Origin of the sequence: Enterococcus devriesei, assembly GCF_001885905.1 — a bacterium.
GTDB lineage: Bacteria > Bacillota > Bacilli > Lactobacillales > Enterococcaceae > Enterococcus_A > Enterococcus_A devriesei.
In genome coordinates, this window is record NZ_JXKM01000003.1 from 293014 (window position 1) to 309011 (window position 15998).

The window sequence follows — 15998 nt, forward strand, 5'->3', positions numbered from 1 at the left end:
CACTAGTTTCTTCGGCTTCTGCTTAACTTAATGCTAAAAATTATTTCCTGGTTTAGTTAAACTGCCAGCTAACTCAATAGGTTTGAAATCTTTTTTTCAAAACCCGAAAAAATAAGTCGACCTTCGTGTGCATACCATTTTTCTAATCTAACATACGTTTTTGCAGCAAGAAATACTTGAGGGAGTGAGCCAGATATTCTTGGCTCACTCCCTCCGACTGCTTTGATTTATTCTGCTGAAAGCAAGTATGGATAGACGGGTTGTTTTCCTTCGTGGATCTCAACTTCTAAGTCTGGATAGCTTGCTTCAATGGCTGAACTTAATTTTTCGGCTTCTGCTTGTGTACCTTCTTCACCGACAATGATCGTGATGATCTCGATATCTTCACTGATCATTTTGTTCAAGGTATCTAAAGCTGCTTGATACTTGTCCGCTTCAGAAAGAACGATTTTACCATCGATCATTCCTAGATAGTCACCTTCGTGGATTTCCACCCCGTCGATGGCAGTGTCACGAATTGCGTTAGTAATTTGTCCGCTAACGACCGATTCAAGCATTTCTGTCATTGCAACTTTATTGTCTTCCAAGCTTTGATCGCCGTTGAAGGCTAACATCGCTGTCATTCCTTGAGAGACCGTTTTACTTGGAACAACGGCTACCGGGATACCGGCAACTTCTGCTGCTTGATCGGCGGCCATGAAGATATTTTTATTATTTGGTAAGACGATCACTTGATCGGCATTGACTTCTTCGATGGCTTTCAGAATGTCTTCAGTACTTGGGTTCATGGTTTGACCACCACTGATAACAAAATCAGCCCCTAAGCTCTTGAATAATTCTTGGACACCTTCACCGGCAGCGATCGCGATGATCCCATAAGGTTTGCGTTCCGCTGGTGTCGCTTCAAAGGCAGCGACTTCTTCATCATGCTCCAAGATCGTTTCATGTTGTTGACGCATGTTATCAACTTTGACTTTGATTAAAGCACCGAATTTTTGACCATAATTCATGACTTCCCCTGGGTGTTCCGTATGGACATGGACTTTGACGATTTCATCATCGTTCACGACTAATAAAGAATCACCGATGCCATCTAAGTAATTACGGAATTTATCATAATCAAATTGGCTGTCGACAGTTGGGCCTTCGCCAAGACGCACCATGATCTCTGTACAGTAACCAAATTTGATAACTTCTGTTGCTAATTGGCCTTGTACACTGCGATGATGCTCGGCATTCACCATTTCATCCATTTCAGCTGGACTAGGTTCATACGTATCATCGGCTTGGAATTCACCATTTAGAGCACTTAAAAAGCCTTCATAAATGAACAATAGTCCTTGACCTCCGCTATCTACGACACCAACTTCTTTTAAGACTGGCAGCATCTCTGGTGTCTTGTCTAACGCTTTTTTCCCGTATTTCACAACCGAGGCCATCACTTCGATCACATCGTCCGTTTGCTTGGCTTTCCGTTCACCCGCTTTGGCAGATTCACGCGCTACAGTCAAGATGGTGCCTTCAACGGGCTTCATAACCGCTTTATAAGCAGTTTCCACACCGTGAACAAGAGCTTCAGCTAAATCTTTGGCATTCAATGTATCCACATCTAAGATTTGCTTCGAAAAGCCGCGGAATAATTGCGATAAAATTACACCGGAATTTCCCCGTGCACCCATCAGCAAACCTTTGGCTAATACATTGGCTAACTCGCCGACTTTTTCTGAAGCAGAATTCACAACGGCAGTCGCGCCGCTGGTCATTGATAAATTCATGTTAGTCCCTGTATCTCCATCCGGTACGGGAAAAACATTTAATGAATTGACATACTCTGCATTGACTTGCAGACGTTTAGCGCCAGCCTCTACCATTTCTTGGAATTGACTCGCGCTGATTTCTGTTACCTTCACTTACTTAGTCCTCCTTAAGAACGCTGCCTTTAGTCCGGCAGAACACGTACACCTTGAACATAAACATTCACTGAATTGGCTTTGACCCCAAGCATCGTTTCCAAATTGTATTTCACTTTTTCTTGGACATTTCGTGACACTTCTGAGATCTTCGTGCCGTAGCTGATGATCGTATAGACATCAACCGCGATTCCGTTCTCTTCTTGACGCACAACGACGCCCCGTGAATAATTTTCTTTTCTTAAAATTTCTGTGATATTATCTTTGATTTGTTTTTTACTAGCCATACCGACGATACCAAACACGTCAGTAACTGCACCGCCGACAACCGTCGCGATGACGTCGTTTGAAATTTCGATCATACCAGTCTGTGTATTAATTTTCACAGCCATAGTTGTTAGCCTCCTTAAATAGGCCTAATTGCCCATTTTTTCTACTATAACAGTTTATCATAGCCCTATGACAAATAAAAGAAAGTTCCATTGCGATTTGCTGATACTAGGCAGGTTTTGTCCCGCCTTTTAAAGCACTACTTCAAATACAAAGTTTTTTTACGCTAACAGAGTATAATTTACCCGCAAACACTGCGCTTGTCAATCTTTCTAAAAAAATTCACTTGCTAATTTAGACAAGATGTGCTAAATTATTTTAGTATGAGCCAAAGAAGCGCTCCGAAATCAAGGTATAAGGAGGAAACAACACATGGCAAAAGTTTGCTATTTTACTGGTCGTAAAACAAGTAGCGGAAACAACCGTTCTCACGCTTTGAACGCTACTAAACGTACTGTAAAACCTAATTTACAAAAAGTTCGTGTATTAATCGACGGAAAACCTAAAAAAGTTTGGGTTTCAACTCGTGCTTTGAAATCAGGAAAAGTTGAACGAGTTTAATCTATCCAATCAAACCGTTCTTATAGAGCGGTTTTTATTTTTTAGAAAAATATACATAATCGTCTAATAGAAAGTGAGCCAGAATAACTGGCTCACTTTTTTTGTTGTTCTTTTTCAGCTCTCTTTTTACAAAAATTTGCTTCAGTTTCATAGCTCCTTCACAATAATCCTTCGCTTCTATGGTAAAATTTGGATAGTCTGTTGAAAGAAGTTTGGTGATTTTATATGAAGAACTACCTTAAAGAAAACCGTTGGTATTTGCTGGCGAGCTTTTTGCTGCCTGTTTTGCTGATGGTGATCGTTTATTTAACGATTGGGATCTATCCTGGGTCAAGCCGGAGTGTTTTAGCCAGCGATGCCTTTTCCCAATTTTCGAATTTCCACGCAAGTTTTCGTAACATGCTTTTAGGTAAGCAGGGCTTTTTTTATAATTGGAATGCTTCGCTAGGCTTGAACTATTTGTCCTTGGTCTCTTATTATCTTGGCGGCTTCTTTACGCCGTTGGTGATCTTTTTCCCCAATCAGTTGATGCCGGACGCCTTGTATTTTTTGACTTTGTTGAAAATCGGCTCCGCCGGTTTAGCCTTTTGGTTTTATGCTAAAGGCAGTTTCAAATTGCCCAACTGGTCCCGCGTCGCTTTAAGCGTCAGCTACGCTTTGATGTCCTTTACCATCGCCCATTCTGAGATCATCATGTGGCTAGATGCCTTTGTTTATCTGCCCTTGATCATCTGGGGTATTAATCGGGTAATGGATTTGAAGAAGCCGACGGTACTGTTTGTTTCCTATTTAATGTTGTTTTTAACGAGTTTTTATATGGGCTTTATGATCGGTATTTTTTCTGTCCTGTATTTCATCGCCCGCCTTCTTACCAACTGGAAGGTTTATAAAAAAAGGATTCTGCCTTACGGAATTACTTCCTTATTGGCCGGTTTTGCCTCGATGATCATGATTCTGCCGTCGATCCTTGATCTGCGGACGAATGGCGAGGAATTGACTAAGATCACAACCTTTAAGACCGAAGCAACTGCTTGGTGGGATGTTATTGCCAAGAATATGATCGGCTCTTACGACACTACCAAATACGGCTCGATTCCTTTTATTTATATCGGTTTGTTGCCTTTGGCATTATGCTTGTTTTTCTTTATCTGTAAAAAGATTCCCTGGAAGAATAAACTGGCTTATGGGGCAATCGCCGCAATTTTGATTGCCAGCTTCTATATCCAACCAATGAATTTATTTTGGCATGGTATGCACGCACCAAACATGTTCTTGTTCCGCTATGCTTATTTGCTATCCTTCTTAGTGATTACTTTGGCAGCTTGGGGCTGGGAAAAATTAGACCGCGAAAACACATTGCAATTGGTGGCCGCTTGTCTGATCTTGATTGCCTTATTCGCGATTTTCTGGGGAATGAAGGGCAAAGATTATAATTATCTCAAACCGATTTCACTTTATTTGTCTGTTGGTTTTGTGGCGGTCTACGCGCTGCTCTTTACCGGACATTATTTCAATAAGATTCCGTTGAAAACTTTGACCGTTATTTTATTGCTGATCATGGGTTCTGAAGCCTTTATCAATAGTGATTTTATGGCTCGTGGCATCTTGAAGGACTGGAACTACGCATCTCGCAGCCTTTATACCGAACCTTATCCATCCATTAAAGCGCTAGTGGATAAAACAAAAGAGGACAATCAAAGCTTTTACCGCATGGAAAATCTTGATCCGGTTTCTTCCAACGATACCTTTAATTACGGTTACAGCGGCATCAGCATGTTCTCATCCATTCGTAATCGCCATTCTTCCGGTTACATGGATCAGCTAGGCTTTCGTTCAAGAGGAACCAGTTTGAATATCCGTTACCAAAACAATACTTTACTGGCGGATGCCTTCACTGGAATCAAATACAATATCGCCAAGGCGAAAAATTTAAATAAATACGGTTTCAGTAAAATCGACAGCGTCGGCGAATATAATCTATTCGAAAACGACAATGCGTTGCCCTTAGCCTTTACGGCGCCACGGAGTATTGATAAACTGCAAGCTTTGCCGAACGATAATTTAGGGACCCAAACCCAATTATTCAACGGCTTATCACAAGAACAGTTTCAATATTTCCAATTCTTGCCCATGAATCAAGTCGGCACAAAAAATGCCAATGTCACCAACGCTGGCAATATCACGACGATCACTGAAAAGCAAAGCAACGTCGCCAAAGAGGTTTCATGGCGGGTACAGATTCCTGCTAATACTCAATCTTATCTAAGTCTCTACCCTTATGACTTCGCTGAATTAGAGAGCTCTACCGCGACAGTCACCGCCAACGGACAAACGCGCCAAGCGCAAATCGGCATCAGTGGACAGTATTATGATCTAGGTTATTATCAAAAAGCGACGATGGTTACTTTTACCGCTAGCTTTTATGGTACCAAATCCATCAGCTTCCAAAATCCACAAGTCTTGGCGTTAGATACTGTTGCCTACAAATTGGCTGTCGATAGAATCAAAGACAACGGTATCGCTATGACGGTTGGCAAGCACAGCGCCGAAGGAACGGTTGACAGTGAAGAAGCTCGGACATTGATCACTACGATTCCCTACGATGAAGGCTGGACCGCCAAAATCGACGGCAAAAAAGTGCAGACAAAAGCCTTCCAAAATGCTTTTGTCAGTATTCATGTTCCTAAAGGCAAGCACAAAGTCACCTTCAGCTATTTACCAAAGGGCTTTATTGCAGGCGCCATCTCCTTCGTTGTCGCGATTGGACTGTTCCTACTTTACTTACGGACGCTAAAGCCTCGGAAGACCTATCGGCATTAAATAAAAAATGAGCTGCGACAAGTCGCAGCTCATTTTTTTATTTATATTTTACTTCTGCCAAATACAGTCCTTCTGGATGAGCAGTCGGACCTGCCAGATTTCGATCTTTTGCCGCAAGAATTTCCGGAATACTATCTGCCGGAATTCGACCATTGCCGATTTTTAATAACGTTCCGACTAAAATCCGAATCATTTTATATAAGAAGCCATTGCCACGAAAAATGAAGGTCAATTCCGTTCCCGCTTCATTTACCACTAGATCCGCCTGATAGATCGTACGCACCTTATCTTCGATTGCGCCGCCCGTCGCGCAAAAGGACGTAAAATCGTGGGTTCCCAATAAATCCGGCAACGCCTGTCTGATCAAATTCAAATCAAGGGGATAAGGAAAATACGACGCGTAAAAGCGCCGAAACGGACTACGGGGCTTTTCAATCTGAACCTTAAAATGATAAGTCTTCTCCACTACATGATAGCGAGCATGAAAATCATCCGCCGCAATTTCCACTGAAGACACCGCGATATCCTCTGGCGTCTGAGTATCTAAGGCAAAACGCATCCGTTCCAACGGCCGTTCCTGCGGATAATCAAAATGAATCACCTGCCCCAGCGCATGAACCCCAGCATCTGTTCGACCTGAGCCGAAAATCGTTACAGGTTCGCCATTGTTCATTTTTTGCAAGGTCTTTTCGACTTCTTGCTGCACCGTCCGCCCATTCGGCTGCTTCTGAAAACCATTAAAATGCGTGCCATCATAAGCGATGACTGCTTTATATCTTACCATTTTCCCGCTCCTCAACCATAAAAATCCTTGTCATTATAACAGCTTTTCAAGCCGATTCCAACGCGCACAGATCAGTTGGATGATATTTATCATCTCCTAGTAACACTTTTTATAGTTCCCAGCAGGCAATCGCTTCATTAAATAACCGACACTGATCCTCCTTAAAAAATTAAGAACATAGGTATTTTACTCAAATTGTCTAGTAATCTCTTTTGCTTTTAAGCTACACTCATCGGATGCACCAATGCTTTATTGTCAGCTCTAGCCTACCCCTCCTTGTTCCTCAACAATCCGTTTAATTTCGTTAAAATAATTTTTCATTTCCGGTTCAATTTGGACCTTCGTTTCTCCGCTATCATATGCCGCTTTATTTCCTTGATAACGATCGAATAAGATCTGATTTGAAACCGGCGAGCGCACTTCGAGCTTTTCAGATTGATTTGCCGAAACACGTACAAAAGCTTCTATCGGCCGTACTTGATTCGTTTCATAAACCAAATGATAGATTGGATGTCCTACACCGGCACCACTATGAAGCTGCACATAAAGATCATTTCCTTCTTGATAATAGCGTAAGAAGAACCCCTGCAATGATGGATCAAAACTTATTCGATCATCCAAAATCTCGGTAGCCAGTATAGCTCGCAAATTCGGAGACAGCTCACTGAAACCAGCTTCCTTTTTTTCAACCTCAGGAATTGGCTGACCATTGGCAACCGCTTGATATCCCTGTTTTAACGCTTGATTTTGCGTTTCAGTAAAAGCTAACTTACCCTGCTCATTTTTTCCACTATCCGTCACTAAAACTTTCGGTTCTCCTTGGTCAAAAGTAAATAAGTAAAGTCGACTTTCGTCTGAATAGATACCAACGATATTCACTTTTCCAATTTTCTCATTCGGTGGAAACACAGCGACATCTCTATTCTGGCCAGCCAAGCTGATTCCCTCTTGTGTTAAATTCGCTTTAGTTATCTCACTATTTTGAAAGTTTAAGGAATCGGTTTCATTGTAGCGTTGATACTTTTGTCCCATCGTTTCTCCCCAACGTTCCATCAAAAGTGCCAATTGATTTGCCTGCTCATTTGTCCAAAGCGTCTTAGTGTCCTCTTGTGCGACGTTACTAGAACTAGAAATAGAACTAGACTGAGCGGAAGAACTATCCGAAACCATCGACTGATCCTTTTTTTCATCCGTTGTTGTTTGTTTGCCGCAACCAGACGCTGCCAGTAAAACAAGTAACAGTACAAAGTATTTTTTCATGCGATCCCTCTTTCCCTTTTAATAATAGTCTAAACTGAAAGAAGAATTTTCACAACGCATAATCTTATGATTTCAGCAGAAGAAATTTTTCAAAGCCGAAAGAAATAGGATAATCGCTTTCTGAGCATGTGATTCTACTAAACTGCTTATTCAATATTTATTTACCTTATAACTAACTAGCATATCGAAAAAAAGAGTAAGCTCATCTGATTGCTCGTTCATTTTATAGAATTTTTTTATATGTCGTTAATCATGCTAAAGAACAAAATATAACTCACAAAAAAAGCTTGGATTTCTCCAAGCTTTAACTCCGTAAAAAGATTAAAATAATCGTCGCCGCTGCAAAAACGACTAAGACAAACGTGTCTCGATTAGCCCATTTTAATTTACGGTATTTGCTGCGGCCTTCACCGCCGCGATAGCCGCGGGCTTCCATCGCTGTCGCTAAATCCTCTGCCCGATTGAAACTGCTGACAAATAGCGGAATTAATAAAGGCACGATCGCTTTGACTTTTTGAATCAAATTGCCATCGTTGAAATCTACTCCCCGGGCTCGTTGCGCGTTCATGATTTTTTCGGTTTCATCCATTAATGTCGGTACAAAGCGCAAGGCGATTGACAACATCAAGGCGATTTCATGCACCGGTAAATGGAATCGTTTCAAGGGATTCAACAAAGACTCGATCGCGTCAGACATCGATAATGGCGGTGTCGTCAGCGTCAACAAAGTAGACATAAAAATAATCAAAACAAACCGGCAGAAAATAAATAATCCGTTTTGGATGCCGTAAGACGAAAGGCTAAAGACACCCCAGGACCAATACAGTGTCCCACCACGAGTAAACAGCATTTGCAAAGCTACCGTGAAGATGATCAGCCAAATCAGCGGGCGAACTCCCCGTAAAAAGAAGCTTAGACTAATTTTTGACAAAAAGACCGCAAATAGTGTAAAAACGGCTAAAAATAAATAGCTTTGCCAATTATTTGCTAAGAAAATAATCCCAATGAAATAAAAACTAGCAACCAATTTGGCTCTTGGATCTAAACGATGAATCAATGAATCACCGGGAATATAACGACCAAAAATCAATTTATTCATCATGGGCGTTGCCCCCTTGTTGAAGGATCCAATCCGCCAACTCGCCCTCTGTTAAAGGCAGTTGATCAAATTCAGCGCCTCGCGCCTGCATTTTTTCAGCAAATGCCGTTGCTTGAGGAACACCTAATTGTTTTTCCTTTAGCCAAGCAACATCTTCAAATACCTTTTTTGGTTCGCCATGTTTGACTACTTGACCTTTTTCCAATACGTAAACGTAATCAGCAAAATTCGCCACATCATCCATTAAATGAGTAACTAAAACAATCGTCATATTCTTTTCTTGATGCAAACGCCAGAACATTTCCATCATCTCTTTACGACCAAGTGGATCTAGGCCCGCTGTCGGCTCATCTAAGACCAATACTTCCGGTTCCATTGCCAGAACCCCGGCAATCGCAACACGTCGCATTTGACCTCCTGATAGCTCAAAAGGCGAACGTTCCAAATATTCTTCATCAAGCCCAACTAATTTTAAATTTTCTCTCGCTAGGACGTAGGCATCTTCTTCACTGATCCCAAAATTTTTCGGACCAAAAGCAATATCCTTTGCGACGGTTTCTTCAAATAGCTGCGCTTCAGGAAATTGAAAAACGATCCCAACTTTTTTTCGAACGGGCTTTAGGTTTTTATTATCAGTGGTAGGTGTGATAATACGGTCACCAATTGTGACCTCGCCAGCCGTTGGTTTTAATAGCGCATTTAAATGTTGCAACAAGGTAGACTTCCCACTGCCGGTATGCCCGACTAAAGCGGTGTAAGAGCCTTCCTTGATATTTAGTTCAATCTCATGCAAGGCACGTTGTTCAAAGGGCGTATTTGGTTGATAAACATAACTTACTTTTTCAAAACGGATGTCCATAACCAATCCACCATCCCTTCTTCATCTAAATAATTTTGCGGGACAGTAACCCCACGCGCTTTTAACGCCGCTTTCAGTTTTTCAGGAAATGGCAAATCCAATCCTAATGCCACGAGCTTCGGCCCTTCAGAAAAAATCTCGTCAGGCGTGCCTTCTTGATACAGTTCTCCGTCGCGCATGACTAAAATGCGGTTGGCACTGGCGGCTTCGTCAATATCATGAGTAATTGAAATGACCGTCAATTCGCTTTCTTCCTTGATTTTACGAATCGTCGCGATGACATCGTCACGACCTTCAGGGTCAAGCATACTGGTTGCTTCATCTAGAATAATAATATCTGGGCGTAACGCAACCACACCAGCGATCGCTACCCGTTGCTTTTGTCCACCAGATAGACGGGCAGGCTCACGGGTCGCAAAGTCTTGCATTTTGACTTTTTCTAAGGCATCTTGCACGCGGTGCTGCATTTCGCTTCGCTCGATTCCTTGGTTCTCTAAACCAAAGGCCACATCATCTTCTACTGTCGCTCCGACAAATTGATTGTCTGGATTCTGAAAAACCATCCCTACTTGACGACGAATGTCCCAGACAGTTTCTTCAGACAATTCTTTGCCGCCAACATGCACCGTGCCTTTTTGTGGCAGATGCAACCCATTAATAGCTTTGGCTAAGGTCGATTTTCCTGAACCATTATGACCCACGATAGCTACCCATTCACCACGCTCAATGGAAAAGCTGACATTTTTTAACGCTGGATTCGTTTCTTCTTGATAACTAAATTCTATTTGATTGATTTCAATAATTGGCTCCATGGTTACACCTTTCCACTTCTTTGCAAATCTGTTCTAAGCCTAGCAAAAAAGCTTCATTTTATCAATCCTTGATACTCGATAAAATGCTTTTGTATACCGATCTGTCATGACAGCAATTTTGGGTATAAAAAAACACTTTATGATGAGTGCCGGCTTCCCAGACAATCTGGGAAGCGGCGCTGAGCTAGACTCGGAGAAAAATCTCCAACATCATAACACTCTAAAAGAATCATCTATAAAGTGAAGAGTGATTATTATACAAGTTCTAAAACAACCATAGGGGCGTTGTCGCCGCGACGAGGTTCAGTTTTTAAGATACGAGTGTATCCTCCTTGACGTTCAGCGTAACGAGGAGCGATGTCGTTGAATAATTTTTGTAATGCAGATTCAACAACGATTTCTTCGTTTTCTTCGCGAACATCAGCGATTTCATTACGTACAAAGCTAGCAGCTTGACGACGTGCATGAAGATCCCCGCGTTTTCCTAAGGTAATCATCTTTTCAGCAGTTGAACGAACTTCTTTCGCACGAGCTTCAGTCGTAACGATACGTTCGTTGATAATTAAGTCAGTTGTTAAGTCACGCAACATTGCTTTACGTTGGCTAGATGTGCGTCCTAATTTACGGTAACTCACGTAGGTTTCCCTCCTTTGTCAACAATATTAATCGTCTTTACGTAGTCCTAAGCCAAGATCATGCAATTTAGCTTTCACTTCTTCAAGTGATTTACGGCCTAAATTACGTACTTTGATCATTTCTGGTTCAGACTTATTCGTTAATTCTTGAACCGTATTAATTCCGGCACGTTTCAAGCAATTATACGAACGTACAGACAAGTCTAGTTCTTCGATGGTCATTTCTAGCATTTTTTCTTTTTGCGTCTCTTCTTTTTCTACCATGATTTCAGCATTTTTAGCTTCATCAGTCAGATTAACAAAAATATCTAAATGTTCAGTTAAAATTTTCGCTGCAAGACTCAATGCTTCTTGAGCAATGATCGATCCGTCAGTCCAAATTTCCATCGTTAATTTATCGAAATCATCACGACGACCAACCCGAGTATTTTCAACTTGGTAGTTTACTTTACGAACTGGTGTGTAGATAGAATCGACCGGAAGGACACCAATTGGCATATCTTCCTTTTTATTTTCGTCTGCTTGAACATAGCCTCGACCAGGTTTTACTGTTAGGCGAGCATGGAATGTCGCACCTTCAGCAACAGTACAAATGTACATATCTTTATTCAAGATTTCAACGTCGCTGTCAACGATAATATCGCCGGCAGTGACCGTAGCTGGTCCAGTAATATCGATCTCAAGGGTTTTTTCTTCTTCGGCGAATAATTTCAACGCCAAACCTTTGATATTCAAGATGATTTGCACCACGTCTTCACGTACACCTTTGATGGTTGAGAATTCGTGTAACACCCCATCGATTTGAATATTAGTAATGGCTGCGCCTGGTAAAGAAGAAAGTAGAATACGACGTAGAGAATTACCTAAAGTAGTTCCATAACCTCTTTCCAAAGGTTCAACAACGAACTTGCCATAATCTCTGTCTTCATCAATTTTTGTGATTCTTGGTTTTTCGAATTCAATCATTCTTGTCTTTTACCCCTTTCAAAACGAAAAGTGTCTTGTTCAATGACGTTCCTGTAAAACTCATAGAAAAGAGGCACTCATTAAACACGACGGCGTTTTGGAGGGCGGCATCCATTATGAGGTACTGGAGTCACGTCACGAATTGCAGTTACTTCTAAACCAGTTGCTTGCAATGAACGAATCGCTGCTTCACGACCAGAACCAGGTCCTTTAACAGTTACTTCAACACTTTTCAATCCATGTTCCATTGCAGCTTTTGTTGCTGTTTCAGCAGCCATTTGAGCAGCGAAAGGTGTAGATTTTTTACTACCTTTGAAGCCTAATGAACCTGCAGATGACCATGCCAATGCGTTTCCGCTAGCATCAGTAATCATGACGATTGTATTATTGAAAGTCGAATGAATATGAGCAATACCTGTTTCAATATTCTTCTTCACACGACGTTTACGATTAACTTTCTTTGCTACCATGAAGATTTATACCTCCTTCACTAATTATTTTTTCTTGCCGGCGATAGCGCGAGCTGGGCCTTTACGAGTACGAGCGTTGTTCTTCGTGTTTTGTCCACGAGTTGGCAAGCCACGACGATGACGGATTCCACGGTAAGAACCGATTTCCATCAAACGCTTGATGTTTAAGTTAGTTTCACGACGAAGATCGCCTTCAACTTTTAATTTATCAACTTCAGCACGGATAGCGTCTGTTTGTTCGTTCGTTAAGTCACGTACACGAACATCTTCAGAAACACCTGCATCGGCTAAAATTTGTTTCGCTGTAGTATTACCAATCCCGAAAATATAAGTAAGGGAAATTACTACGCGTTTATCACGAGGAATATCTACTCCTGCAATACGAGCCATACTTAATTACACCTCCAATTATCCTTGACGTTGTTTATGTTTTGGGTTTGCTGGGCAAATCACCATAACTCGTCCGTTACGACGAATAACTTTACAATGTTCACACATTGGTTTTACTGATGGTCTTACTTTCATGATTATACCTCCTGAAGTTTTACGGAGTACAACTTACTTAAAGCGATAGGTAATGCGACCACGGCTCAAATCATAGGGAGAAAGTTCTACTGTAACCTTATCTCCAGGTAAGATTCGAATGTAATACATCCGGATTTTACCAGATACGTGTGCAAGAACTTCGTGTCCGTTTTCCAATTCGACTTTAAACATTGCATTCGGCAAAGTTTCGACGACTGTTCCTTCGATTTCAATCATATCTTCTTTTGCCACGCAGAGTACCTCCTTGTAGTTGTTTCGCATTTTCACACGATAAAATGGCGGAAACTGCAGTTCCCACCTTAATTCTTAAGCTAACTCCTAAAATAGCTAGAAGTCGGACTGACAAATTCTATCATAAAACATCGAACTTGGCAAGATAAACTGCATCTCAAGTTGGTAGGCAAATTATTTATTGATAATCTTTTCTACATCCGCAAATACGGCATCAATTTCACGATCTCCATTAACTGGATATAACAAACCTTCTTCATCGTAATAAGCTAAAATTGGTTCGCTGTTTTTAACATTGACAGCTAAGCGATTTTTAACTGTTTCAGGCTTATCATCTTCACGTTGATAAAACTCATGACTGCCACAGCGATCGCAAGTTCCTTCTACTTTCGTAGGGTTGAAGATTTTATGATAAGTCGCGCCACAATTGCGGCACATGAAGCGTCCTGCTAAACGTTCAACTAACACGTCTTCTGCTACTTGAATGTCAATTACAGCATCAATCTTTTTGTTCAAGTCGGTTAACATTTCAGCTAATGCCTTGGCTTGATCTAAAGTACGAGGAAATCCATCCAGCAAGAAACCTTTTTCAGTGTCTTGTTGAGCTAAACGTTCCTTAACGATACCGTTCGTAACTTCATCTGGAACCAAATCCCCTGCATCCATATATGATTTTGCTTTCAATCCGAGTGTTGTCTCGTTTTTGATTGCTTCTCGGAACATATCCCCCGTGCTGATATGTGGAATATTGTACGTTGCAACGATTCTTTCTGCTTGTGTTCCTTTGCCTGCTCCAGGCAGTCCCATTAAGATCAGGTTCATTGTTTTCCCTCCTAAATATTTGTATACGTACAATGAAAATCATCTTTTCATTTGATACGCATACCTTTTTACTCACTTGCCAAAGCAAGTAGTAAAACTGGTAAAGACCGGCGTTGAGGAAAACCCTCAACACACGAATCTATTCTCCATCCATGAAGCCGACATAGCGTCGTTTCAGCATGAGTCCTTCTAGTTGTTTTGCAGTTTCTAATGCGACACCGACTACGATCAAAAGACTTGTACCACCCAAACCGATTGATTGAGGCAAGTTCCAAACCATTTGCGCGATAATTGGAATCAAGGCGATCAGTCCTAAGAAGATAGCACCTACCACACTTAAACGCATCAAAATTGCAGAAACATATTCTTCCGTTCCTTTACCTGGTCTTACGCGAGGAATATAACTTCCTTGCTTTTGTAAGTTCTCTGCTAATTTTTCAGGATTAACCTGAACAAAAGCATAGAAGAAGGTGAAAGCAACAATCAGAACAGTATAAATCGCAGCACCTGGAACTGTGTTATAACTGAATAACTTCGTTAACACATCGTACCAGCCTTCCGCTTGATATCTGCTGGCTAATGCTTGCAACACCGCATTGGGCGTAGCAATAAACGAGCTGGCAAAGATAACTGGGATAACACCGGCAGCATTTACTTTTAATGGTAGATAACTGCTCGTTGGCGCACCTGCGACTTGCTTAGTATATTGAATAGGGATTTTTCTTTCTGCTTGTTGAAAGTACGTTACAAAAACGACGATCAAGATAATAGCAATCAATAAAATCACCACGAAAATCACTGACTTCCAAATATCACTAGGATCGATATTTACGAAATAATCATCGAAGATATCTTTGATACTTTGCGGTAAGCGGGAAATAATCCCTGCAAAGATGATCATCGAAACACCATTTCCAATTCCTTTTTCAGTGATTTGTTCTCCCAGCCAAGTTACAAACATGGTACCTGCTGTTAGAATCAACCCAATCGTAACGAAGGTTTGAACATTGCGATTTGGCACAAAACCAAATTGTGCAAAATAATCAAATCCAGCTGTAATACTAACAGACTGAATAAAAGCCAAGACTAAAGTCAAATAGCGTGTTGCCTGATTCAACTTCTTACGTCCAACTTCCCCTTGTTTTGACCATTCAACGAACTTAGGAACAATATCCATCTGCAACAATTGAATGACAATTGAAGCAGTGATATAAGGAGAAACTCCCATCGAGAAGATCGAAAAGTTTTGCATAGCTGAGCCACTGACCAAATTCAACATTCTGAAAAATGGCATTTCACTCAGGCCTTGCAACCCATGTGCGTCAACTCCTGGTACAGTGATCTGAGCACCTAGCCTAAAAACTAGAAGCATTAAAACGGTGAACAAAATCCGCGATCGGATGTTCTGAACTTTGAAAGAATCCTTTAAAAGTTTGAACATTAAATCACCTCGATTGAACCACCAGCAGCTTCAATTGTTTCTTGAGCATGTTTCGAGAATTTCGCTGCTTTAACGGTTAGTTTTTTGTCTAATGATCCGTTTCCTAAAACTTTGATTCCGGCTTTTTCGTTTTTCACGATTCCAGCTTCAACTAGAGCAACAGGAGTTACTTCAGTTCCGTCTTCAAAACGATTTAAGACATCTAAATTGATTACAGCGTACTCTTTGCGGTTCACATTCGTAAATCCGCGTTTTGGTAAACGACGGAATAAAGGCGTTTGACCACCTTCAAAACCTAAACGCACACCACCGCCTGAACGAGCCTTTTGACCTTTCTGACCACGTCCAGATGTTTTTCCGTTACCTGATGAAGTACCACGTCCAACGCGATTGCGAACTTTACGTGAACCTTCGGCAGGTTGTAATTCATGAAGTTTCATTATATAGGGCAC

General features: G+C 41.3%; 18 protein-coding genes. 2 read left to right on the forward strand and 16 right to left on the reverse strand.

Translation table 11 applies throughout. The features are described 5' to 3' along the window. Positions 1-227 precede the first annotated feature (227 nt). Entirely contained in the window at positions 228-1910 is a 1683-nt protein-coding gene (locus tag RV00_RS05995; RefSeq protein ID WP_071861706.1) for a DAK2 domain-containing protein, read from the reverse strand. 29 nt (positions 1911-1939) lie between these two features. Beyond that, positions 1940-2302: an Asp23/Gls24 family envelope stress response protein gene (locus RV00_RS06000; protein WP_071861707.1), complete on the reverse strand. Its 363-nt coding sequence runs from the start codon at positions 2300-2302 to the stop codon at positions 1940-1942. Positions 2303-2612: 310 nt separating this feature from the next. On the opposite strand from RV00_RS06000, the gene rpmB reads away from it, so the two are divergent. Both rpmB and RV00_RS06010 read left to right on the forward strand, forming a co-directional pair. After that, positions 2613-2801 carry a 50S ribosomal protein L28 gene (gene rpmB, locus RV00_RS06005; protein ID WP_071861708.1) on the forward strand — a complete coding sequence of 63 codons (189 nt, stop codon included), beginning with the start codon at positions 2613-2615 and terminating at the stop codon, positions 2799-2801. A gap of 225 nt (positions 2802-3026) precedes the next feature. Next, a complete protein-coding gene (locus RV00_RS06010; RefSeq protein ID WP_071861709.1) occupies positions 3027-5621 on the forward strand; it encodes a YfhO family protein in 2595 nt (864 codons plus the stop codon). A gap of 37 nt (positions 5622-5658) precedes the next feature. On the opposite strand, the gene truA is transcribed toward RV00_RS06010, so the two are convergent. From truA to rplO, 14 genes are all read right to left on the reverse strand, one after another. Beyond that, a complete protein-coding gene (gene truA / locus RV00_RS06015; protein ID WP_071861710.1) occupies positions 5659-6405 on the reverse strand; it encodes a tRNA pseudouridine(38-40) synthase TruA in 747 nt (248 codons plus the stop codon). Between the two features lie 261 nt (positions 6406-6666). Further along, positions 6667-7665 carry a DUF4767 domain-containing protein gene (locus RV00_RS06020; protein WP_071861711.1) on the reverse strand — a complete coding sequence of 333 codons (999 nt, stop codon included), beginning with the start codon at positions 7663-7665 and terminating at the stop codon, positions 6667-6669. A gap of 304 nt (positions 7666-7969) precedes the next feature. After that, complete coding sequence (locus RV00_RS06025) at positions 7970-8767, reverse strand: energy-coupling factor transporter transmembrane component T family protein (protein WP_071861712.1); 798 nt, start codon at positions 8765-8767, stop codon at positions 7970-7972. Continuing rightward, entirely contained in the window at positions 8757-9623 is an 867-nt protein-coding gene (locus RV00_RS06030) for an energy-coupling factor ABC transporter ATP-binding protein (RefSeq protein ID WP_071861713.1), read from the reverse strand. Before RV00_RS06030 ends, RV00_RS06025 begins: the two co-directional genes overlap by 11 nt. After that, positions 9599-10435: an energy-coupling factor ABC transporter ATP-binding protein gene (locus RV00_RS06035; protein WP_071861714.1), complete on the reverse strand. Its 837-nt coding sequence runs from the start codon at positions 10433-10435 to the stop codon at positions 9599-9601. Before RV00_RS06035 ends, RV00_RS06030 begins: the two co-directional genes overlap by 25 nt. Before the next feature lie 254 nt (positions 10436-10689). Then, entirely contained in the window at positions 10690-11070 is a 381-nt protein-coding gene (rplQ, locus tag RV00_RS06040) for a 50S ribosomal protein L17 (protein WP_071861715.1), read from the reverse strand. A gap of 27 nt (positions 11071-11097) precedes the next feature. Then, positions 11098-12036, reverse strand: a complete 939-nt coding sequence (locus RV00_RS06045) for a DNA-directed RNA polymerase subunit alpha (RefSeq protein ID WP_010747196.1) — start codon at positions 12034-12036, stop codon at positions 11098-11100. Between the two features lie 80 nt (positions 12037-12116). Beyond that, positions 12117-12506 carry a 30S ribosomal protein S11 gene (gene rpsK / locus RV00_RS06050; RefSeq protein WP_071861716.1) on the reverse strand — a complete coding sequence of 130 codons (390 nt, stop codon included), beginning with the start codon at positions 12504-12506 and terminating at the stop codon, positions 12117-12119. A gap of 24 nt (positions 12507-12530) precedes the next feature. Beyond that, a complete protein-coding gene (rpsM, locus tag RV00_RS06055; RefSeq protein WP_084133244.1) occupies positions 12531-12896 on the reverse strand; it encodes a 30S ribosomal protein S13 in 366 nt (121 codons plus the stop codon). 18 nt (positions 12897-12914) lie between these two features. Next, positions 12915-13031, reverse strand: coding sequence for a 50S ribosomal protein L36 (rpmJ, locus tag RV00_RS16090; RefSeq protein WP_010742772.1), 117 nt, complete (start codon positions 13029-13031; stop codon positions 12915-12917). A 33-nt stretch (positions 13032-13064) separates the two neighbouring features. After that, positions 13065-13283: a translation initiation factor IF-1 gene (gene infA / locus RV00_RS06060; protein WP_010742771.1), complete on the reverse strand. Its 219-nt coding sequence runs from the start codon at positions 13281-13283 to the stop codon at positions 13065-13067. A gap of 174 nt (positions 13284-13457) precedes the next feature. Beyond that, on the reverse strand, positions 13458-14105 hold the full coding sequence (locus tag RV00_RS06065; protein ID WP_071861718.1) for an adenylate kinase: 648 nt from the start codon (positions 14103-14105) through the stop codon (positions 13458-13460). A 139-nt stretch (positions 14106-14244) separates the two neighbouring features. Continuing rightward, positions 14245-15546, reverse strand: coding sequence for a preprotein translocase subunit SecY (secY, locus tag RV00_RS06070; RefSeq protein ID WP_071861719.1), 1302 nt, complete (start codon positions 15544-15546; stop codon positions 14245-14247). Then, positions 15546-15986 carry a 50S ribosomal protein L15 gene (rplO, locus tag RV00_RS06075; protein WP_010742768.1) on the reverse strand — a complete coding sequence of 147 codons (441 nt, stop codon included), beginning with the start codon at positions 15984-15986 and terminating at the stop codon, positions 15546-15548. The genes secY and rplO overlap by 1 nt, the downstream gene beginning before the upstream one ends. Positions 15987-15998 lie beyond the last annotated feature (12 nt).